The organism is Helicobacter sp. MIT 11-5569, assembly GCF_000765695.2.
Taxonomy (GTDB): Bacteria; Campylobacterota; Campylobacteria; order Campylobacterales; family Helicobacteraceae; genus Helicobacter_D.
In genome coordinates this window covers 57303-80691 of sequence record NZ_JRPB02000003.1, presented here as the reverse complement: position 1 = coordinate 80691, position 23389 = coordinate 57303, and the positions used below count along the sequence as shown (strand labels likewise).

Genomic DNA, 23389 nt, shown 5'->3' with positions numbered 1-23389 from the left:
CCTTTTTTTAAAAAAGGGTTAAAACTTAAGGGCTAGTTCGCCCCATTTTAAACGCGTCATATTCTTTTTGGATTGTTGTGAGTGCTGCTTTTGCTTGCACATTTAGTGTATTTTGGATAAAGAATCCAACGCTTGCATTAATCTTATCAAGCTTGTCAAAAAACATCTGCACACTTGCTTCTTCTTGGATTTTTTCTTGTAACTCCAAAAACGCTGCATTGATTTTTTCTTCTAATTGCGTTTGTGCGTCTTGTAGCTTTGTGTTTATGGTTTGTTCTAAGTCGTTTTTATGCCCCTCTATGGAATCCACAAGCGCGTTTATTTCTCTCTCATAGCTTTCTACATCTGTGATTTTTGCTAAAATCCTATCTAGGTTTGTTTGTATCTCCTCTGCTTTGAGATTTGTTGCTTTTATTTTTTCTAAAAACTTGATATTTTCTTGCTTTTGTGCGTCTAGCTCTGTGAGGCAATCCTCGATTCTTCGTTTTGTAAGTTCGTTTTCTCGCACAAAAGAACGATAATCTGTATCAAAAGCGTTTGCTAGCTCGCTTAGGATTTTTGCATGTTCTTGACTGAAGGCTAGATTTTCTTGGAACTTCTCTCTTAAAAGCGTGAAACTCTCATAAAGTGCTGTGTTTAGCTCCAAAGTCTTTTTAATCTCTGCAACAAACTCTGGGCTATTTGCTAATAAATCTAAAATCTCTCTATTTAAAATATTGCTTACCGTATCTACGCCCGCATTCTCTTGATTTTCTTGATTTTCGGGTTGCGTTGTCTCTACATTATCAACTAAACTTTTTATTGCCATTTTTTACTCCTTTTGCGCTTCAACCAAAGTGCGCAATTCTAAAAATTTTGTAGTAAGCTGTGCTTGATGACCTAGCATTGAAGCGGCAAACTCTTGAAACTTTCTTAAATGAACAATATTAGAATCTTCACAAAGCCCTTGTATCTCCTCTTTTGCTTTCTCTAGCTCTTCTTTTAGATTTTGAAAATTCGCATCGACATCATCTTGCAAAATATCAAACTCTGCAATGTAAGCTTTAAGAGCTTCTAGCACTTCTTTAGAGTTTGCAATCTCTGCTTTGATACTCTCTAAGCTTAAAGCAAGCGGTAAAATCTTGCCCACTTCTTCTAAAATCTGGTCTTTTAGGATTCTGATTTGCTCTTCAATGTTTAGATTTTGTTGTGTGTTTTGCTCTAAAAGCACTTGTAGGCTTGCATATTTTTCACTCACCTGCTCTGCGATTGTTTCGATTTCTTTGACACCCTTTTCACTTCTGCCTAGTAAATACAAAATCGCGTTATGATTATCTTGTGTGAGTAGCAAAGTTTGATGCACTTTCGCCACAAATTCAGGCAATCCGCTTAAGTCTTCGATGATTTCAGCATTGAGATTTCCATTTGGTGTATCTGGTGTGCTTAGGGCTAGGATTTTAGAGATTTCAACATCGAGTGTTATTAGCTCCGCTTGGAGTTTTTCCGCTCTTGCATTTAAGCGCACAATCTCTAGCACATCACCGATTAGTTGCGCCTCTTCTTGTTGCTTTTTTAGGTTTTTTAGTGTGATGATTTTTTGCGCTTTTAAGTCTAAAAGTTTATCGAGCCTTTTTTGTTCTTCTCCTTCTTCTGTTTCTTCTGTTTCTGCGCTGCCTTTATTATCAGGATTATCAGGATTATCAGGATTATCAGGATTAGGCTCTTGCGGAATCTCTCCTGCATTTTCTGCATTTGCATCATCATCAGGATTTTCTGGCGTTTGTGCTTCTGTCCCTACATTTTCAGGCTGTGTTGGCTCTCCGACCGCATTCTCTTGATTCTCTTGATTCTCTTGATTCTCTTGATTCTCTTGATTCTCTTGATTTTCGGGTTGGGTTGCCTCTACATTCTCTACCTCTATCCCCCCAACATCAGCATTATCGGGATTCTGTGTTACTTCTGCTTCCTCTTGTGCTTGTGTTTGTTCTGTATCCGCCATAATTTCCCCTTGAAATTTTGTTAGATTTTTACAGAACATTACTTTTTTAAAAAAGGGTTAAAATTTTAACCCTTTTTTAGTCTTTGATTTTATGGGATAATAGCTAAAAAAAGGATTTTAATGCCAAAGAGGCATACCAACAAAGAAGAAGTGCGCGCATATTATGAAACACATAATGAAGAGCTAAGCGCACTTAGCAAACATTTTAATATTCCTGTGCGCACACTTAGCTTTTGGGCAAAAGAAGAAGGTTGGAAAAAAGGCGGCGCAATAGAAGGAATCGCGGTAGAAGTGCTACAAAAAGACTTAGTCAAAAAAGAGTTTGGCTCTGTGCTACTAAAAGAATCCCAAAACCTAAAAGAACAAATCCGCTATAATCTAGGTGATACAGCCTTTAAAATAGATTCTATGATTTTAGAAAATCTACTAGATGAATCCACAGAAAAACTGCTTTTAAGCGCAATGTCGCTTAAAGTGATTCAAAACAATATCACGCTTACTGCACTGCTTGCAAAAGATGAGCTACTAAGGCTAAAAAGCAGAAGCGAGGAAAAAGGAATGCCAGACCCAATGGTGGTGGCTGCTGCTGAAAAAGTGCAAAAAATGTTTATCGATATGAAAACGAGTATTTTTGGCAAAGAAGTTTTAAACACGCAAGAAAATGAGCTAGATTTACAAAATCTAAGCGATGCGGAGCTAAACGCACTTTTAAATTCTTAAAAAACTCCAAATTTATTATTTATAAATAGAACTCTTAAAACAAACATTAAGAGATTTGATAGCCTAAAACCAATCGTGGTTACCTTTTGCCCATGCATAGTTTTCTAGCCTTTTGTCCATAGGAAGAGGTTTGCCTAAAATGTTTGTCGCATTTTGACTAAGCGGGACCCACCACCACTCACGCGAGATTTTTAAAGGAGGCATTCCTTTTCCCTCATAAACTGCACCAAAATGAGTTTTATAAGATTTTAGAGTCCGCCATTTAAACAAATATTCATACCTTCTAATCAGCATTGCATCAGATTCTGATACGTTAAAATCGCCTCTCTCCCCCCAAAATGTAGCTGAGATTATTTCGCTAAAAAAACCCTCTTCTAAAGATTTGCGGTTTTTTTGAGAAGAACTTGTGCTTGTTTTTGTTGTAGCATTCTGCACAGAAGAAGTCGCATTAGGAAAAAGCACGTTAAAATCATATCCAGTTGTTGTTTTTTTGAAGGGAATCTTATCTTTTGCTTGTTTTTCAGGGTCCGTTTCTTTCTCTTCATAATACCCGCTTAAATGCGCTGTTCCGCTAAAAGAAGTGCTGCTTAAATTTTGGTCTCCTCCTGTTGTGTAGGTAATAGAAGAAAATGTTTCATCAAATCTTTTTTCATTGACCCTAAAGTAAAAATTAGGAATAGGAATGCCATTATACGCTGTGGTAACCCATAGCTTTGTATATGAGTTATAAACCGCTTTTGTTGTTTGGATAAAATTCTCAAAAGCTTCTTTTGAGTTTGCATACACACGCGCTTCTTGCTCAAATGTTTTAGCAGCCCAAAACGCATTAGCGTTTGCTTGCCATTTTGTTTGATATGCAGCGATTCCTAAGCGATATTCTAAAGCTGCTTTGTTGTAAGTTATCTGTTTGATTGGCGCGCCATATTGGTTGATTATCGTCTTTTCTACTCTAAAGCTTTTATAAAAAGGGTGGCTTAGCAAAGGGTCATTAGGCGAAGGTTGCCCAAAAGCATTTGTAGGAATAGCAAACTCGATATAATACCCGCATTTTTCATCAAAAGGATAATAATGGTAATAAAACGCGCCATTATTCACCACTTGGCTTAAGCCTTTATATACTCCTTTTTCATATTGTCTTGGGCTTTGCACTACGGTTTTTAACGCTCTTATATAAAGTCTTATGCTCTGCAAATACAGCTGTGCTTTTTCATCAAGTGAAAACAAATCGCTTGCTTGTTGCTTTTCCCATTCTTTATATTTTGCCTTATATTGAAAAAGGCTAAGTTGCCCTTTTTTGCGATAGGGATTAATATCAACTTCCCTTATAAAGCTAAAATCAGCTTGGATTGCACGCCGATAATTTTGTAATTTGTCTAAAAAATCAATATCGGCTATGCGTTTGCAATACGGAGCAATTTGCGCTTCAATAGCCGCTTCCATAACCTCCTGTGGATTAGGATGCCATTGCGCCCAGCCCGCCTCAATAAGCTCACTAAAGCCTTCTTGTAGTCGCTCATTAATCTTTTTTAGCATTCCACGACTTGAGTTTAATAGCTGTGTTACACTTAATCCCGCGACTGCATTATATTCTTTTGCCCCTGTTAAATCCTGCATATAGCCAAAATTCCCGCTTCTCTCATAATGCAAGCGGTTCATTATCTGTTCATCGACCGCGTTTATTTCAAACTCTCCACAAAGCCCCTTCCCTCCAAAATACGCAATACTTGGCGAAAAGCTATCCATATCTCCAGCGCGACCAGCGTTATAAACTGCACCATTGGGGAAAATCTCTTTAGGATTATGGATTAAAAACTCAGTAATTTGCGCGCTTTTTGCCTCTCTAACGTCATTGAGTGCAGCTTTTGCGCTCACTTGATTTGAAAGCTCTTGGTTTTTAAATGCAATTCGACTTGCTGCATAATATACATACGCCCCATAAGTTAAAGTCCCTACAGATAGCACAGCAGAAGCGATTGTTACCGCGCTTTTAATTGCGTTTGTAAGATTCGCCCAGCCTGCAAATCCCCCCATAAAAGAAGAAATGGCAATCGCACCTAAGCTAAAAATTAACCCACTCCAAAACTTCCCGCTTTCATACCATTTTTTCTCTGATTCCACGCGCGCATCTGCATACCACCTAGCGGAGATTTCTAGCTCTTCATCGCTTAAGCCTAGTTTGTTTTTTTCGTTAATCTCCTTAAGCTGTGCGAGCTTCTCCTCAAAATACTTATCCCTTTTGCTACTACTTTTTCCCAACTTAGATTCTCCAGCTACATTTACGCATTTTTTGCATTGGGTTTTGTGGTTTTTGTGGAGGTGGTGGCACACACTCTCTTAAGTAAATGCAGCTTGCGATTGTGTCAATACAATCATTTTTGCGGTTAGGTTTTTCAGGATTAAAGCTATTTAGCTGTTGCTTTATTTTCTCAATTCCATTAGCATTACTTAAATACCGCAAATACCCGCTATTTAAATAGGGTTTAATCGCGCTAATTTTTTGCATTTTAGAAATCTTTTTTATAGTCGGATATGTAGTAATAAGATTTGTGATTAAGGGCAATTTGCGCGCTTTTAGCTTTTGGTTTGTTTCTAAGATTTTTTTATGGATTAGCCTTTCTATAATAAGCCCTCCACCCGTTCCTTCGATAAAGCATTTTGCTTTAGGGTATTTAAGGAGCACTTCTATGATTCTATCACAGAGCAAATCCTCGTCCCAAATCCCGCTAAAGCTATCTTTTATTGTGTATCTTGGCAAGCTATTGAAGCTCTCCACACCTAAAACACAAATCGCCCTATCATCAGCACTTGCGCTTAAGGATTCTGCAGTATCGACTAAAATATATTCAAAATTAATTCCTAGTTCAAAGCTAGGGAGTGGTGTGAAATTCTCTAGCGCAAAAAACCCAGTCTCTCTTGCTTGTGGCTCTTGCTGCATTTGTGTGCTAAAATCATCTTCCCCCATTTCTGCTTTGACTTTTGCTAAATCTTCTAAATTATGTCTGGCAGGGAATAATGGCTCTAGAGCTTCGCGCACTTTTTTAAAATCGCCAATGGTGAAAACTTCTCTTTCTTTGTTGATTGCTTGGAGTTTTAGAATCTTCCATTGCTCGATAAAGCTTTGCTCTTGGTATCTAGGGTCTGTCAAAAACCCGCACAAATCATTATCCCCCAAACGCTGCATTAAAATCACGATAGAGCTTTGATTATCTTTTAGCCTTGAAATCACAGAGCCTTTGAAGTTGTTATTAACCGCTTCTCTAGCACTCTTTGAAGTCATCTCACTCACCTTTATTGGGTCGTCTATCAAAATACAATGCGCGTGGAATCCTGTAATCGCAGATTTTAAAGTGGTGAAAAAACAGCCCCCACCTTCTTTTAAAATAAACTCATTAGAATTATCTTGGATAAACTCGGGAGATTTTTTAAACACACTTTGCCAAAAGCGCGATTTTATCAGTGCGCGCACTTCGTTTGAAATGCGTTTGCACAAATCATCAGAATAGCTCACATACATATATTTTCGGCTTCTATCCACACCTAGAGCATACGGAATAAAAGCTCTTGCTAGAGTTTCAGTTTTTCCATAGCTTGGGGGCATATTTAGCATGATTCTAGTAATGAGCTCTAAGCCCTGCTCGCTTGCTTTGCTTGGGATTGTGCATTCTAACACTTTTGCTAAATACTCAAAATGCCAATTATGGTAAAAGTCTTTTTGGTCATAACGTTCCCATTTGGCATAAAGAAAGGTTTTAAAATCTCTCCTTGCTAGCTCTCTAAAGGCGAGTTCTTTTTGTGCTTTGTGTTTTAATTCTTTAGACTTAAGTTCTTCCATAGCCTAATAAATCTTACACTTTAATTGTGGGTGTTTTAATATTTTTGCGCTCTCTTTGCGCATTTAGCTTTGCTCTTAGGGTTTGTAGCTCTTGTTTGTAGATATTTTCATAAAATGCCACACGTTGTAAATTTGCTTCGTTTGTTTCCACCTGCAATGCACGTTTAATCGTCCCATAAGTTGCCGCGTCAGCAAACAGCACAGGAAGCAAAAGTGTGTCTTCTAAGTCCAAAGATTCTTCACCAAAATTTGCTACAACACTTAATTTGCCGCTAACTTTAGTGTTAAACGCATAAAGATTTCCGCTTTTTTGATACACACATAAGCCACTATGGGGGGTTTTTAGCAAAAAACTATAAGATTTTAGCGGAATATCCACGCCATTTAAGCGCACACACAAAAGATTCAAAAGATTGCTAGGAAGCTTAAAGGATTCCGCACTACTAAGCTCAAAGTGCAAAGTTTCAAGGTTTAAATTAAAGGCAAAAATCAAATCATTTTGCGCGCTTAAAAGATAGTCTAAGAGCTCATTATCACTAAAACGTAAGCTTTCAAAGTTAGAATCTCTTAAACGCGTCCTAACACGCAAAATAATATCCTCTGCACGCATTAAATGACCTTATGAATATTCTGCACTTTTCCACCTTTTGCCAAGCGCAATGCGTGGATTCTAGCAATGCAATTTTCAATTATCCAAATTTCACTTTGCAAACTAATCGCTTTTAGGTGAAAAGTCGCCAAAGCACGTGCCTTTTTGACTTCATCAGAGTTATACACATCGACAAAAACTTCATGCGCTCTATTTTTTAGTGCGCCGCTTACAAACTCTTCACCCTTTTCTTCTACATATTTTTCACTAGCTAGCTTTGAAGCTGTGCGCACTTCTCTTTTTAGTGCTGGTGAGCTTTCTAGTGTGTTTTTCAAAAAACTTAAATTTTGGCTTTTTAAAATTGTATCTTTATTTTTCTCTATCAACTCTTTAGAGAGAGTTTCAAGGTAGCTAATAACATTAAAATTGTGTGTTTGGGACATTTTGGAATCTAAGGTATTTTTGATTGTTTTTGCTTTGGCGTTGATTTCTTTTTCTACTTTAGAAAGGAGATTTTGGAGTGTTGTTTGATATTCGCTACTGTTGAAACTCTCTTTAAAGAGTTTTAAGATGTTTTCTTGGTTTTTCTTTTCTAGGTTTTTTGCCACACGTGCGGAGATTTCATTTAGGTTTAGACGCTCTCCTACATTTTGCGCTGCAACCTCTAAATTTTTCAAAAAGATATTTTCAATCTCTGTTGTAATATTCGCGCTTAAATCCACTCTAGCTTGGCTAAGCTCTTTGTGGATTTGCGCTTTTAAATCTTCTTTTAGATTAGATTCTAGGGAGTTAAATGCGTCTTGTAGCTTTGCTTTTAGATTCTCTTCTTGTGTGGATTCTAACACCTCTTTTTTAATCTGCTCTAAAGTCTCTAAATTTGCCTTAAATTCTTGCAAAGCTTCAAATAAACGCATAACCCACCTCCTTAATATTCTGTTTTAATCGTGCTAGGGAGAAAATACAGCACACGGAGTTTAATCTCGCCTTTGTCTGTTTTATCACTTAGCACAATATCAATGCTTGTGCGATCACCAATCTTAGAGCTAAAATTAATACTTGTGTTGCCTTTGGTGTTTAAATCAATCGCTTGAGAAATCACACTGCTACCAATTTTAACATCAGCAGTAATTGCCCCGCACTCTTCGGTAACTTCTAAATCCACTTTTACAATTTCCGCATTTGTTGGAAGCGCGATAGCTTTGATTGCTTCATCGCGTTCATACTCGCTAGTGCTAATTTGACGCACCGCTAAATAACTCACATTATGCACATATTGAATCATTTTAAACCTCCTTATTCTTCATGAGAGTAGAAAATCCCAATCGTTGCAAAATCTGTGTTGTGATACACAGAATTAGGATTCTCGTGATTTATCCAGCGTGCTTTGGCAATACTCATTACCCTATCAATCCCCACCGCGATTTTGCGCCCTAAGTCTTGTTGCTTGTCAATATAGATTTTAGGTTGTGGCATTGCAGCAAAAAGCAATGAGCTAGCCCCCATTAAAACCGCGATTCCAGTTTTTTGCGCGCCAGAATAAAAGCTAGGTGGTGTTACGCGTCCCATATTTAAGTTTTTGATATTTAAATATTTTTCAAACTCCGCATCACTTACACCACTATGCACTAATCCTGTGCTTGTAGAACTCCATGTCCCCATATCAATCACGGGGCAAGAATCAATAATGCCTAAAAAGCCAGTGAAAAGGTTATTATCTAAGCCTTTTTTATCCACTTTTTGCAGCTCAATCCATTCAGGGTCGTTTTTTAGCTGCTCCGCTCCTACGGTATCGACTAAAATCACATATTCATAAACCCTAGTGCGAATCCCTTTGTTATCCAGATAAGAGATTGCCACAGGACGAATCGGGAATCTATCTTTACCATCATAGCCTAAACCGCGTTTTGCCATAAAAATCGCGCGTTTAATCGCTTTGACATTCAGCACATCGCCTTTTGTGATTTTCTTTGTGCTATCTTCTAAGGTTGCTTCTTGTGTTGTATCTTTGTATCCCTCTGCTTCATCACACACTACGCCATTTGTAAAGTCATTTGACAAAGTAACCGCGATAATTCTATCGATTTTTACTTTCATCCAATCATGCAGAGAATCCACCGCCTCTTTGATAAAATCCACTTGTTCCATTTTTTGTTCTAGCTCTGTTTTGCTTTTCAAACCATTTGCGATATTATCAGGATACATTGTAAGGGAATGAATCTCTAAAGAATCATAATTTGTATCAAAATCCGCATTACCTTTTACACCATCTCCATTTAATGCAGCTTTTAAGCGCGGTGTAACAGCTTGATTCACTCCATTTAGCGGAATCATTCGAAAGGCTCTATCTTGCGAACGTCCGATTAATGGTTCAAACGCGCTTTGCTGCCAAATTGAGGATTCTATCCTTTTTGCAATTTCTCGATTAACATTAGGGTTATTTTCCCATTGTGTTAGCTCGATTCCATTTAAATCTACTGCCATGTTTTACTCCTTATGCTCTGTTAAAATAATCTGTATCATTGCTATTTGCATCTATGCTATTTGCATCAATTTCACTTCCGCTTGCTTGTTTTGGTAGCTCTGGCTCTTGTGCTTTGTTTTCTAGCATATAGTGTTCATAGATTGCGTTTAATGCTTCTAAGGGTTGGAGTTTCCCAATCTCTCTTAGCACCTTTGGTGGCAAGCTCTCTTGTGCATACGCCATTAGCTCATCTGCACTTACATCACTATGCGTTTGCGCGAAGTCTTTTTCTGCTTGGTAGAATTGCGCGTTGCTTTTCTTTTGCGCGATACCCTCTTGCAGCTGTGTTACTCTCTCCCTTTTGCTTCCGATTTGCTCTTGATAGAATCCATTAATACGTTGCATCATTGTTTGAAAAAACGCTTGTGGATTATCAAAAAACATTTCTTTATCTTCATCGGTCAAACTCTCTGCAAGATATGTTGAGCCATTTTGCTCTAAAGCTTGCTCGAGTTGGCTAATTTCATTTTCTAAGCCGCTTAGCTCTTGCTCATCACTTGTTGTATCATAGGGATTATCCTCTAGCTGTGGCGACGATGGATTGTTTTCCATAGTAAAAAACTCCTTGTTGTAAATTTTGGAGCATTTTTACATTTTTGGGATTGCTAAAAAAGGGTTAAAAAATAGGCTTTGCAAATTAGGGATAATGTGAAGTTATTAGAATATTTATTTAAATAAATATCAGCGATTATGCGAGAGATTTAGAAGCGCACTTTGCATAATCTATTTATTTTGACACTCAAACACGCATTTCTAGCATCGGGCACATTTTTGTATTCTTCTAAAGCTTCCAAATAGATTTTTATCATTTCTATAGATACTCCAAAAACCCTACTTAAAAAAGTAACTATATCTTTGGAATATGTTTTAACAATGCTATCCCAATAAACTAAAACAAAGCTACATAAATACTCTTGCAACTTTTCATCTCTTTGCTTGTCTTTTAAAATAACATAAAATCTTGTTCTTAAATAAGACTCTATTGCATAACTATCCTCGCAACTCATTTTCAGCCTTTAAAACACCCTTAGCATAAGCGATAATATCAAAATTTTCTAAATCCCCTTGATATGCGCCAACAATACGCATAAAATTTTCATCACAAATTTCTTTTAATATGTTTTTAATAGCAACAGAAGAGTAAAAAACTTTTTGGTTATACTCTGCATGGATTCCGCCCGCTTTGATTCTTTCATCTGCTACATTAATCACTTTTTGCAAAAGTTTAATATGTTTTTTTACTTGTTGTCTTTGTATGGTGTCTTCTAAGAATGTTTGATTTTGTAAAAAATTGAGACATAGGAAAGTATTAGATTCATAAATTTTATTACATAAATCTACATAATTTTTATTTGGTTTGACTTCGCTAATAGTTTGTGTTTTTGTGGATTTTGGTGCTTTATAACTTTCGACATAATTTGCATTTAGCTTTCCTGCTTCCAGCATTAAAACGCATGCTAAAGATACAGAAAACTTGCCTAAATTTAAAAAATCTAATGCACTCCCTTTCATCATATCTCTCCAAACTTAATGGTGCGATTCTAACACACAATTCTTAAAGATTGGCTTGCATTTTAAATCTTTAACCAATACTCCTGTTTGCGATTCTACTACCTATGCTTGAATTTGAAGTTTTACAAGGTTTTGTGGTCTTAGATTTCATAAAAGCAAAAATCAGTTTTTGGAATCACTGATGAATAAACATCACAAAGATTATAGCTTCTAATCTTGCGCCCTTTTAGCTTGGGATTTAATCTATCATACCAAGCAAGAAAATCAACAATATCACTTTTAAGCGATGAGAACAGCATAAAAGGTTTTTCGATTCTATCAATCAATTCTAAAAATTGAGGTAATCTATAAAATTCTGTGTTATAAACATCTGTATTTGTCTGTAAATATGGTGGGTCTAAAATCAAAAAGGCAATCTTACCACTTATCTTTGCTTCTGCTTTATACTTTTCGATCATTGCTTTAAAATCCATTTTTACAGCTTCCACACCAGTCAAATACCCGCGTGTTTCTTTTTTGATAGAACCAAATTTATAATAAAATTGAGCTTTTTTAAGTTTAGTTAAGTCTTTTGCATAATTACCTTGAAAAAGGACAAAAGAACTAATAGAAACATAATCAATCTTTTGTCCTCTTTGCTCATATTCTTCTAAAATACTGATTATCTTTTGCTTTTTCTCTTCTGTGATTTTTGCGTTTTTTGGGGAAGTTACTAATGCGCTAATTCTACCTAAGATTTCCTCTGTGGTTTTTGCGTTTTTTACCCTATCTAAATAATCATCATAATCATTATAAATCACACGCGCATTAGGAAGATGATATTTAAAAGTATGGGATAAAAACCCGCTTCCACCAAAACAATCCAAAAAGATTAAATCTTGTTCATTATATTTAGCTCTAATCTCCTTTATGAGACTTTCTACAAGCTTTAATGCGTTTTTCTTATTGCCCATAAAGGGAAGTGGAGGAGCTTTAAAATATTTTATGCTTTCACTTGTATCGAATAATGTTTGCATTTTGTCTCACTTTTTGGTAGAATTAGATTGAGTTGAGGGCAAGGTATAACTCTGTGCGGACGAAATCCCCTCTGAATCTCGTGCTTTTATCTCTTTTGCATTTTGCAGTCTTTTTAATACTTCTCTTTTTGCTTCTAGGGTTTCTTGTGGTATAATTGTATTAGGATTTTCTAAGGGCGTATCAGGGTGCATAGGCTCTGGTTTCCTAGACTTAGGAAATTGCTCCCCTATGGCTTGGCTATGCACTTGCTTCTTAGGGGCATTTAATTCCTCTAATTCTAAAGTATAAATTTTATTTCCGTGTTCTATTGTTTCTTTAAGTGTGATTTTTGCTTGTGTGTTATTATCTATATCTGCACAATAGCGATGTATTTTTAGGTAACTTTCGCCCTGCTTGTCATCTGTGGTTTCTTTTAAAACAGCTCTTTTGTAGAGCTTTTCTATATCTTGCACCGCGCTAAAATGTTCCAACTCGCTAAAACCATTTGCCACACTTTTAGATATTGCCTTATCGCTTGTCATTTTTGCGATATTTTTGCGTGAGACTTGCGCTACTCTCCCATCATTTTCATTGACTATATCCTTGCCTATCAAAGCATTTAAAAGCTCTTTTGTGTGCTCTCTTTGTTGGTAGGTCTCCTTTTTCTCTATCTCCCCCACTATCGCCTTAGCTTGTGCGATTCTACCTTTTTCATTTTGCACGATATAGCGCGGTTGTAAGGTTTGTAGAATTGGATATTTTTGACTTGCTTTTTCAAAGCCTAGCTTAAGGGATTGCGCAAGCTCTTTTACCACTGCTTCTTTTAGCTTAGGATTCTGTTTTATGTAGCCAAAGCCTTTTGCTACTGCTTTACTCCCTGCTGCACCCCCTAAGAATCCAAGCGCAAATTTTGTAGGGTCAAAGGTTAGATTCCCTTGCTCGTCTTGCTCAACTCCCGCTACACTTCCACCAACTAACCCGCTTCCTATGTGGGGGTTAGATTGATAGATATTTGGAGAAGATTCGTTAAAATAGCTGTGATTTATGTTTTTTGTGGTAGAATTAGGGTTAGGTAGCCCACTCGGCATTATGTCTTTGCTATCTTGGCTGGTAAAAGTTTGGATAAGGTCAGCATTTTTTATTTTTGTTTTTACATAGGCTAAACGCGTTGTAGGAATACTTGTAATAAGTGTCTTGCCTCCCTCTTGCGTAATAAGCATTTCATAGATATTATTACCGCTCTTAAAGGCTTTGATATAAGTTTCTCTTTCTCCATTGATTAGTTTTATATTCGGTTCTTTAAATGTAGGTTCTATAAGGTTTAAATAAGCTAACCTGCTTTGTGAATCTTCTTTGTTTTGTAAGTGTTTGATAAAGTTTTCTTTATTTTTAAAATTGTTTGCGGATTCTAAAAATTCTTTAATATTCACTTCTTTTGGAATCTCTACCGCTCCTTTTTCAAAATCATAATTTTTTACAAAATTTTCTTTTTCTTCTTTTGTGCGATAAGTTTGCAAAGATTCTTGTTTATCTTTGATTACTTCACCTTCTTTTAAAGCCTCTTTGGCATTTTCTACACCTCCGATAATCTCCCCTTTAGAATCCTTGTAAGCACCGATATTATCCACTGCTTTAATTTGGTTGGGATTAAAGACGATATAAGTATGTGCGCTAGGAATATCTTTAAAAGTTCCATTGCTGTCATAATATCCACCCGTATCATCAAAAACATTTTTAATAATAACGCCATCATTGCCATTTTCCTTTGCTTTATTTAAGGCTTTAGCGTATTTCATTTGGTCATAACCATTGTTTTTAAAATCAAGAACTAAAGGATTTTTCATATTTAAAAAACACTTATAGATTCCACCATTTGTATAACCCATTTGCTCATAGCTTTTAGCTACTTTTTTGCTAGTGCTAAAATAAATTGCCTCTACTTCATCTGCTGCACTAGGCTTAAAAACTTCAAATCCAAATGCATCTCCACTCCCATGATAAAACACCTTTGGCAATCCTTGCTCATCTTTGGTTAAAGGGGAGGAATCCTTATGCCACTGCATTAAATCCTTTGCTTTTTGCTCATCATATTTAAATTTACTTTTGACTTTATCTAGGGTTTCTTGTGGTATAATTTCATTTACAAGTTTAGGGCTTTGGACTTTGTCAGCTTGGCGGTTTGTTGCATTCCCTAAAGAGCCTCCGCTACTTGAGACTTCTTTGCTTCTTTCTATATCGTTAATCACCTTTTTTACTTGTGTTGTTGGATATGCAGTGATATTAATTTTATCATTCTCTTGTGTGATAGCAATATAATACAAGTCTTTATTTTCTAGGTGTTGATAGGCTTTGATATATTCTTTGCGCGCTTCTCCATTTTTACCCAAAGTTTCCAAAACAATATGCGGATTCTCTTTTGTATCATTTAAGAGTTTTAAATAATATTCTCTTGTTTCTTTGTCTTGTTTGCTATTAAAATGATTGATAAGATTGTCTAAATCTTGTTTTGTAATATTTTGGGGCATTAAAGCAGGTTCAATCTCTTTTAGGCTTAGAATTGCTTGTTGTTTATCTTTGCTTAAATTTTGGAATCTTTGGGATTTTGCAAAGCTATCTACTGCATTAATTGTTTTAGCTTTAATTTGCTCCAGCTTCTCTTGCACTAATTCCACATCTTTAACCCCCGCTTTATTATAAGCAGAAGTAAAATCATCGCTATAATTATCTATGATTGTATAGAGATTCTTTTTTAAGCTCTCATAAGCATTATTTCTTTTTAACAAAAAGGCATCTTTAGCACTGACAAAAAGCCTTAAAATATTATCGATTAGCTTCTCAAACACACCTACTTTCTTAAGTTTTTCTCTAAAGACTGGATTGCTAAGCTCTGCGACAAACTCATGAGTATTTTTTAATCCATAATCCCCATTAAATCCATTGTTAAAGCCCTCATAAGCGTCAAAGCCTAAATCTTTATGGTTTTTATGCACTTCTTTATAAAGGTTTTGTATATTTTCCATCGCAGTGATTTGATTAGGCTTTAATAATTGTTTATTCCCGCTTTCATAAGCAATCATTGCTCGACTTGTTACGCTATGGATAAGCTCATGTAAAAATACCTTACCTTTTTCTTGTGAGATTCTATTATTTTTTACTCTAACACTATTTTGCTGTGTGTAATACACACCATCTGCTTGTTTTGATAAAAACTCGTTATTGATTGCTTGTTTAACTTCTACATCTAACTTTTGCGCTACTGGCAAGATTCTCTCAAAAAGTTCTTTTTGTTCATCATCGGGATTAAAGCTATTAAAAAGCTTTCTTGCTCTACTCTCTCCCTCTTTTGTTGCGATTTTATAGGTGAGTTCTCTTTCTTTAATAGAATCTTTAAAGCCTTTTAAAACTTTCTTTTCTAGCTTTGTAACATCTTGTTGTAGATGATAAAGGATATAATCCCAACCTGCTTCATATTTTGGATTACTAAGCCTTTCTAATCTCCCCCTTAAAGAAATAACATTAGAATGTATTTTGTTTCTTTGCTTTTTTAAGTCTAATATCTGCCGATAAAGCTCTAATCCTAGCCTAGCAATAGCTTTATCTTTCATTTCTTCTTGCGTAAAATCTTTGTAGAATTTATTTTGTTCAAGCTCTCTAATTTTCTCCTCAATCTCAAAAGGCAAAAATTCCTTATTTTTCTCAATCTTGGTTAATCTTTCTATTTCATCATTTAGCTTTTGTTCTTGCTTGCTTAGCTCTTCTGCAATAATCTGTGTCTTTTCTTTTAGTCCTGCATTCTCTAAGCGTTGCTTTAAATCAACTTCTAAAGGTTCTTGTGTATTGTTTGCTTTAATTGCTTCCTCTTTTATGGGATTTGTGGTAGAATCTGTTTTAGAGTTTGATAAGGGACGCTTGTCAGTAAAAAGGGCATCGCCGAAAGTCTTGTCTTTTTCTCTTACAGCTTCATAGGCTGTTATTAACCAATTATTCTCGCTCTCTCCATTAAGCCCTTTAGATAGTCCAACTTTATAATATTCTCCATTTTCCCCTTTATGCCAAATAGTGCTAACTCCATTGTTATTTATAAGTTTCCCTTTCTCTATAATCTCTGGAATCAAGTTTAAATCAAGTTCGGGGTGTTTGTCTATGATATGTGCTAAGCCATACCCTTTATGCTTTTCTTTATCGGTTACTTTGCCCCATACCAAATCAATATCCCCTAAGCCCTCTTTGTGGAATGCTCCTGCGACTTGTGCGTTAAACTCTCCCTTTTCTCCGCTCTTAGCAAAGTCTTGCGATTCTGCTATAAGTTTATGGATTGCCCCTTGCCCATCGTGGTAAAACTCCGCGTAGTTTGTGCCAAACTCTTTGAGAGGTGAAACGTTTAAAGATATTTCTATTCTTTTTCTATATTGTGCAAATAATTCCTTACCCCTTTTAAGTTCTTTTTCTACCCATTCCTTATCTTTACCCTTAAGTTTTAAAGCCCTTATAGTGTGATTGTTATCGGTTTTATCCCGCTTTGCAATTTCTTTTAAGAATAGTAAATCATTATCATTGATTTCTAGGTCTTTAAAATCTCTTGTTTTTAAGTTTTGTATTTCTTGTTCTAGGTCTTGTCTAGTTTTTGCAAAGCTTGCTTTATCGTAGTTTTTGCCTATCCCTGTCAAATACTTTTCATTGGCATTTAATGTTTCTAATTGTCTTTGGAGATTCTCTTTATAAAAGGATTGCCATTTTTGATTTTGATTTTGGTTTGTGGTAGAATTAGGTTCAGAATTATCAATGGGCGTGTGGAAGTTTGTGGTGTCTGCATCTTTTGACTTTGGTAATTGCTCCATTAAGTCCTTGCCACTAGGATTAAACTTAATGGCACTTAAATTTTCTAACTCCAAACTATAAATTTTCTTTCCATTTAGCTTATACTCTTTTAATGTTAAAAGTGCGTTTGCATTTTCAAAAGGTGCATTATAGCGGTGTATGGTTAGGTTTTTATCCGCTTTATCTATTTGGCTTGTTGCTTTTGTAGCATTTGCAAATAGCGATTCTACTTGTTCCACTGCTTTAAAATGTGCTTCCTTAGTAAAACCATTATCCACACTTTTTTGCACCGCTTTATCGCTTAGCATTTTTGCGATTCCTTTATTAGTAAGCACTGCTACTTCTTCTGTGTTTTTGTTGATAATTTCCTTATTCACGCGTTCTTTAAGCATTGTTCTTGTATTTTGCCTTAATGTGTGGATATTTGGAATCTCTTGTGCTTTGGTAGTTTGTGGAATCCCTTGCTTGTTTTCTAGCTCTTTGAGTTTAGATTCTACATTTTGGTATTTTTTCAAGAAAAACTCCGCACTATCTCCATTGTTGATTTTTTGTGTCGCTTGTGCGTCAATGCTCTTTAACTGCTCTTGTAGGTCTTGAATCGTTTTCGCTCTTGCATTGTGCCTTTTGTATTCTATGCGCTTAGTGATATTTGGTTCTTGTGCGATAAATTCTACATCTATGATTTCATCAGGCTGGAAATGCGGAATCGTGTTTGCGCGCTGTGTTAGCGCGGTGTTTGCTTCTACTTTGTCATATTGAGGGCGAAAGCCCGAAATATCTAAGGCTTTAGATTCTTCGGCTAAAGCCTCATAATGACGAAGTGTATTCTCTTTTGGTTGCAAACTTTGCGTATTTTGTGGAATCTCTTGCGCTTCTTGTTTTGTAATGGCGTTTGTGGTAGAATTAGGGTTATCAAGCTTGGTATTAGATTTAGCTATATCATCGTAAGGGGCAAGAGCGTTAATCTGATTGTCCGCTTGATTTTTGTTATAAATCTCCACTCCACCATTTTTGATTTTATTCTCAAGTCCATTATGTGATTTTGGAGCATTTGAGCTTATAATCCATTCTCCTTGCTGATTTTTAACTACACTTGTAAAATACTTTATCTCTCCAAAATCTTTTGCAAAAATAAATACATTCTCATCTTGTTTAACGATTCTATCAGGTTCTAAAAGTATAGGTTTAATTCTATCTAGGTATTTTGTGCGATTTTCTGCGAGAAGCTTCTCTAAGCTACCTTTTGTAATTTTTACTTCTTTTACGCCCTCATTGTCTAAGATTTTTGTAATTGTAGGATTAAAATTTACTTTGTAATCCTCATCAATGCTTTTTAAATTAAACTCTTTTAGCCATGCTTTTTGCAAATCTTGTGGAATCTCTTGTGTAAGATTTGCTTTTGGATTAGGATTATTTGCTTCATTGAGTGTTTGCCTGTATGCTTCAAAACTCTTAGCTTTTTCTTTAAGAGCTGGTAATAAATCTAATAGCTCTGAAGTTTCATTGCTTGGTGTTCCGCTTTTGATACTAACGCTTGCAAAATCATAAATATCTGCATCCCTTAAAGGTCTTCCTTGTGCAAATAATGTTGGCTCTAACTCTTCTCTTAAAAGCGTGTTGATATTGCTTAAAAACTCAAAAAGATTTTTGCTTGGATTTTCTAACTCTTTAAAACGCGCAAAGGAATACCCTAAAATCTTTCCCATTAAATCATCATAAAAATATTTATTTTGCTCTAAGAGTGCATTTGCTCCATGCACATTGGTTGTTGCAAGTATGGATTTAACCTCTTGTAATAGCTCTTTGAAGTTTTCTACTCTTGAACCTTTAGCATGATTAGTAAAATGTATGATTTGATTTAAATAAGGTCTTAAATCAAGTTTAGGTGTTGCTGTGGATTTTGAGAGATTATGAAAAGAACCTGCATTTTTAACAAACATTTCTAAAAGTGCTTGCTTTTCTTCTGCACTACCTTGTAGCTTTTTTAAGACTTCTAAAATACTCTTATCATTTGTTTTAGATAAAGAAGCCAAAAGCGATAAATTTGTATCAAAAGCATTAAGCCCATTGTTTGTTTTATCTAAAATCTTTGCAATCTTAATACTTAGCTCATCAGCATTTTGTGCGCTTATGAAATCAGGCAATTCTTTTAAATTTTCTTGATATTTTCCTAAATTGCTTAAGGCTTTTTCTGCAATATTTTGTTCTCTGCCGATATTGCTTGCAAAACTTAAGTTTAAAATATCTTGTTTTGAAATATCTTTATCTAGGATTCTGACAATAACTTCATTGTCTTTTAAATCCACACCAAAAGCTTCTTTAGCACCTTTTACATAAGCTTCCCTTGAAGTTGGAGAAAGATTTTTTAATGCTTCTGCTCTGTGGTTACCAGCACTAACCTTACCATCACTTAGGATAAGAGGGACGCCATCAAATCCTCCATCATTAAAAAACATTTTATTTGGGTTTAGATTCTCTTTGATGTCTTGAATCACAGAATCTTGCTTGTAGATTCTACCTTGTGTTGCAGTGTTTGCGAAATTTGGCTTAAGGTCTTTAATATCAATAATTGCATATTGTGCAGGATATGCTTTAGATTCTGTGTTGATATAAGTTTGTTTAAGTGGTTTAAAAACAATAGAATCCCCAACTTGTAAATCCACTTCATTAATCGCTTTACCTGCTTGAGAATCCTTTTGCTTTTGTATCTCTGCTTTTTGCGCTTGGATTTGTGCTTGTTTTTGTAACTCTAGCTCTTCTTGTGCTTGAAGTTGCGCTTGCAGCTCTTTGTCTTTTTTTGCATTAATATCTTTTAAGAGCTCTCGTGCTGTTTTTTTAACTTCTTTTTCTTTCAAAAGTTTAAGCGTTTCTTTGCCACTTAATCCCTCTGCTTTTGCAAATTGTAGAATCTCTTTTGTGCTTATGTGTTCTTGGGTTTGCAAAGCTTGCGGTTTTGTGGTAGAATTGGGAGATGAAACGCTGAACGCCTCGTCTAAGTGGTTACTTGGCTTTGCGCTAAGGGATTCCGCGCCATTTACTAAATGGTCTTGGACAGCGTTTCTAAAAACTTCATTGTCTTCCAAATTCCCTTTTTGTTTATACATAGTTTTTAGCTTTAGTTCGTTGTGTTTTGTGCTAATTGTTTCTATGACGATATAATGCCCATTGATTTGTTTGCCACTTATAAGCACTCTTTGTCCATCTTTATTAATTGAAACTACACTTTTATCCGCATTATTAATAATTTGTGCGTGATTCTTGATGTCTTCTAAGCTTATTGCCTCTGCTCCATTCTTAGCCATTACAGATTCTGCACCATGTCTATCAAGTGTATGTTTTATGCTATGTCCTTGCATGGTGATTTTTATCGGCTCGTTGGTATCTAAACCTAGCTTTTGTGCGATTTTTGGATTTGTGAAATTTCCTACCCAAAGTTTAGAATCTTGCTTTATTACTTCGTTTAAAAGCTGTGTTGTAAGCTCTTCTTGACTTGCCATTCTTAAAGGTTTTTGAATATCTAGTAAATCGCTTTTCCCAACTTCCCCCAAAATCTCCTTATGCAAGGCTTCTATATCATCAGTTATTTTTGTGATGACTTCCATTGTTGCGTTGTTGAAGCCTTGTTTTTGCGCACTTTGTGTGAGCGTGGTTTTAAAGGCATTAATATCCTTGCTTTTTTCTAATGCTCTTCTTAGGTGGAATCTCAACGCTGCAGCTTGCACTTTTTCGCTAAATCCTAAGCCTTTGACGAAGATATTATTATGCGGAAGATTCCTTATAAGTGTCGCAAAAACACCTTTGATAAACTTTTGTTGCACTGCTCCGCTAACTGTGGTTGCTATGCTGCTTCCCTCTTGCTTTGGTTTTGCAAAGCCAAGTTTTAGTGCGATTTGTGCATCATTGCTAAAAAGCGTGTTAAATCCACGCAAAAAACTAATATATTCTTTGCTTCCTTGTGTTTGAAAGATATTTTCTAAATCCCCTAGCTTGTTAAAAAACGCTTTAGAATCAAAAACTTTAAAATCCTCTCCATTCCCTACAAAAGAATCTTTATAAAGCCTTTGTAGTGCGCTTAGCTCTAAGGCTTGTTTGTTTTGTGGGCTTAAACCTTGTGTAAGCAGGGCATAATTTGCCCTCTGTTCGATTCCCCCACTTCCCTTTGCATATTTTAAGAGCGTATCAATGGCTTGTTCTATTGTTTTATTCTCTTTATCAAAGCCGATTTTTTTGAGTTGTTTTAGCGTTTGGCTCATGGTGGCATAATCATTTAGCGCGGTTTGGTAAAGCTCTCTTGCGCTTAAGTAGTGCTGGGGGTTTTGCTTAAAAATCTCTTCAATCCCTGTGTTAATGCTCTCTCTTAGTTCTTTTTCTACGAGATTTTTTAAAAAGTCTTTTGTGCCAGAGGGTGCGTCTTCATAAAAGCTATTGAGTTGCGCTCTAGCATTGCTTAGCTGTTTGAAGCTCACACCCTCTTTGTTAAAAATATTATTTTCAATAAAGCGCAAAAAGCTAAGTGCGTTTGTATCAAGCTCTATATTTTTTTCTAAAGCGTTGCGCAAATTTAAATACGCATTTGCAGGAAGGACAACTTTATTATCACGATAAAGCTCTCCTAAGATTCCATTAATCGCTTCATCATAGGATTCTTTTGTGCCGACTTTCAAATCCGCAAACACTTCAATCGCTGTTTTTTCACTTATGCCAAGCTTACTTAGCTCTTTGTCTAAATTCGCGCTAGTGCGTTGCAGTAAATCTTTTAGCGCGCTATTTGCAGCAGGGCTTTCTTTTGCTATTTCTAAAAGCATTCCAATCCCTAGCCCGCTTTCATCACTACGGATTGTTTCTAAAAGCTCTTTTTGTGCGTTTCCTTTATCTGTGCGCACTACAAAATCATTAAGCTTTTGCGCGGTTTTTGTTAGGATAGAGTTTTCTCCAAATTTCTCGCGCATTGTATTAATGCTTCCTTGCAAGGATTCTGCATTTAGCTTTTTTAAATCCCCTCCAAACTCTTTGGCAAAGCTTTTAATCGCTTCTTGTTGTGTTGGGTTAATATTCTTTGCTAATAGCTCTTGTGCTGCGCCGATATTTTGGGTAAAAACTGCATTTTTTGCCCCACCGACAAAGACATTATTATTCATTAATCCCACAGCACCTTTTAAAGCTGCTTTTGTTACTGCTTTTGCTGGAATCTTACTCACTCCTAAAAGTGCAATATCTCCAACAGCACTTAAAAGCCCTGCTTCTGTGGTTTTAGAAATAAACTCGCTAAGGCTATTTTCTCTATCTAGTAAATAGTTGTTGATAAGATAATCCCCACCAGCTCCAGCCATAGAACCAACCGCACCACCTGCGATTCCCCCTGCAACCAATCCCCAAGCACCTGCTCTACTTCCTATTTGCGCGCCTCTTATCGCTCCTGCAACTCCCGCGCCAATCTCTACACCACTCGCTTTTAAGGTATTAAAAAACACCTCTTTGTCAAAGAAGTTTTCATTGATTCTATAAAAGCCCTCGCCTTTTTGGAGATATAAATTTCCCTCTGTATCATAAGCCACACCATCAAAGCCAAAAGGTTCGGCGATATGCTTATTAATATCTTCCAAAAAATTTAAGGCTTGGTTCTTCTTTTTTTCATCATCTCCAAACAACGCTGTGCCTAATGTTGGCAAGATATGTTTTGCGTTACTTTCCCAGAGCGCAAAGGCTTCGTTAATCTCAGGCAAAATGACTTCTTTTGCTCTTTGCTGTGCTTTAAAGGTCTCAAAATGCTTGTCCATGCTATCGACAAAAGGCACATAATCCCTTGCAAACTTTTGAAAGCTCCCCACTTCAGAATCCACAACCTCTTTTTCTTCTTTGGTTAAATCGCTGTAATTTTCTTTTTGCATTGCAGAACTAAACGCTTTTTTGTCGTTTTGAAAATCTTGCAATTTTTTTAAGTGGAAGTCTTCTTTAAATTTTGCTCCTATATCTTGCACACCTTCATTTTCATAAAGCTTTAAACTCTCATAAAGGGATTTTGCTTCCTCTTTATTTAAGGTGTTTAAATCTAAATGTTCAATGTTTTCTGTTATACTCTTGCGCTTTGCTTCTCTCTCTTGTGCGTCTTTTGTGCCAAACATATCCTCAAAATAGTTTGCGGTAGTTTCCAAAAGGGAACGATTTTGTGGGTTAAGCGCGCTAGATTCTTTTAGCACATCTGCTTTAAGCGCGTCTTGGTCGATTCCTTTATCAAAAATCTTTAAATGCTCGGAATTATCCCTTAAATGATTGACAATATCCGTATTTGTGCCAAAGCCTTTAAGTTCATCCCAGTTAATATTCGTCTTAGCAGTATTGCGGAGATAATCCACAATCTCATCATCACTCCCTAACTCTCTTGCAATATTAAAATCAAATCGTCCAAATTCACTCATTTTGCAC

At 36.0% G+C, this 23389-nt stretch carries 14 protein-coding genes; 1 reads left to right on the top strand and 13 read right to left on the bottom strand.

All coding sequences use genetic code 11. The annotated features are described in order from the left end of the window. Positions 1 to 25: 25 nt before the first annotated feature. Positions 26 to 808, bottom strand: a complete 783-nt coding sequence (locus LS70_RS03885) for a hypothetical protein (protein ID WP_034287843.1) — start codon at positions 806 to 808, stop codon at positions 26 to 28. A gap of 3 nt (positions 809 to 811) precedes the next feature. Continuing rightward, positions 812 to 1978 carry a hypothetical protein gene (locus LS70_RS03880; RefSeq protein ID WP_138109341.1) on the bottom strand — a complete coding sequence of 389 codons (1167 nt, stop codon included), beginning with the start codon at positions 1976 to 1978 and terminating at the stop codon, positions 812 to 814. A 120-nt stretch (positions 1979 to 2098) separates the two neighbouring features. Between LS70_RS03880 and LS70_RS03875 the strand changes: the two genes are divergently transcribed. After that, positions 2099 to 2698 carry a hypothetical protein gene (locus LS70_RS03875; protein ID WP_034287312.1) on the top strand — a complete coding sequence of 200 codons (600 nt, stop codon included), beginning with the start codon at positions 2099 to 2101 and terminating at the stop codon, positions 2696 to 2698. 63 nt (positions 2699 to 2761) lie between these two features. Here the strand turns inward: LS70_RS03875 and LS70_RS03870 are convergent, their stop codons facing one another. The 11 genes from LS70_RS03870 to LS70_RS03820 form a co-directional block, all read right to left on the bottom strand. Continuing rightward, a complete protein-coding gene (locus LS70_RS03870) occupies positions 2762 to 4954 on the bottom strand; it encodes a hypothetical protein (protein ID WP_034287309.1) in 2193 nt (730 codons plus the stop codon). A 1-nt stretch (position 4955) separates the two neighbouring features. After that, the gene (locus LS70_RS03865; protein WP_034287307.1) at positions 4956 to 6530 is read right to left on the bottom strand and encodes a terminase large subunit domain-containing protein; all 1575 of its coding nucleotides are present in this window, start codon (positions 6528 to 6530) and stop codon (positions 4956 to 4958) included. 13 nt (positions 6531 to 6543) lie between these two features. After that, positions 6544 to 7140 (bottom strand): phage adaptor protein, encoded by a 597-nt coding sequence (locus tag LS70_RS03860; protein ID WP_034287305.1) that lies wholly within the window; start codon positions 7138 to 7140, stop codon positions 6544 to 6546. Beyond that, complete coding sequence (locus LS70_RS03855; protein ID WP_034287303.1) at positions 7140 to 8033, bottom strand: hypothetical protein; 894 nt, start codon at positions 8031 to 8033, stop codon at positions 7140 to 7142. The genes LS70_RS03860 and LS70_RS03855 overlap by 1 nt, the downstream gene beginning before the upstream one ends. 11 nt (positions 8034 to 8044) lie before the next feature. Further along, the gene (locus LS70_RS03850) at positions 8045 to 8401 is read right to left on the bottom strand and encodes a hypothetical protein (protein WP_034287300.1); all 357 of its coding nucleotides are present in this window, start codon (positions 8399 to 8401) and stop codon (positions 8045 to 8047) included. 11 nt (positions 8402 to 8412) lie between these two features. Next, positions 8413 to 9600 carry a phage capsid family protein gene (locus LS70_RS03845; RefSeq protein ID WP_034287298.1) on the bottom strand — a complete coding sequence of 396 codons (1188 nt, stop codon included), beginning with the start codon at positions 9598 to 9600 and terminating at the stop codon, positions 8413 to 8415. Between the two features lie 10 nt (positions 9601 to 9610). Beyond that, positions 9611 to 10192, bottom strand: coding sequence for a hypothetical protein (locus LS70_RS03840; protein WP_034287296.1), 582 nt, complete (start codon positions 10190 to 10192; stop codon positions 9611 to 9613). 149 nt (positions 10193 to 10341) lie between these two features. Beyond that, positions 10342 to 10647, bottom strand: coding sequence for a hypothetical protein (locus tag LS70_RS03835; RefSeq protein ID WP_034287294.1), 306 nt, complete (start codon positions 10645 to 10647; stop codon positions 10342 to 10344). After that, positions 10631 to 11155, bottom strand: a complete 525-nt coding sequence (locus LS70_RS03830) for a hypothetical protein (RefSeq protein WP_138109340.1) — start codon at positions 11153 to 11155, stop codon at positions 10631 to 10633. Before LS70_RS03830 ends, LS70_RS03835 begins: the two co-directional genes overlap by 17 nt. Positions 11156 to 11292: 137 nt before the next feature. Next, positions 11293 to 12168: a hypothetical protein gene (locus LS70_RS03825; RefSeq protein ID WP_034287290.1), complete on the bottom strand. Its 876-nt coding sequence runs from the start codon at positions 12166 to 12168 to the stop codon at positions 11293 to 11295. A gap of 6 nt (positions 12169 to 12174) precedes the next feature. After that, a complete protein-coding gene (locus tag LS70_RS03820; protein ID WP_138109339.1) occupies positions 12175 to 23382 on the bottom strand; it encodes a PBECR3 domain-containing polyvalent protein in 11208 nt (3735 codons plus the stop codon). Between the last annotated feature and the right edge of the window lie 7 nt (positions 23383 to 23389).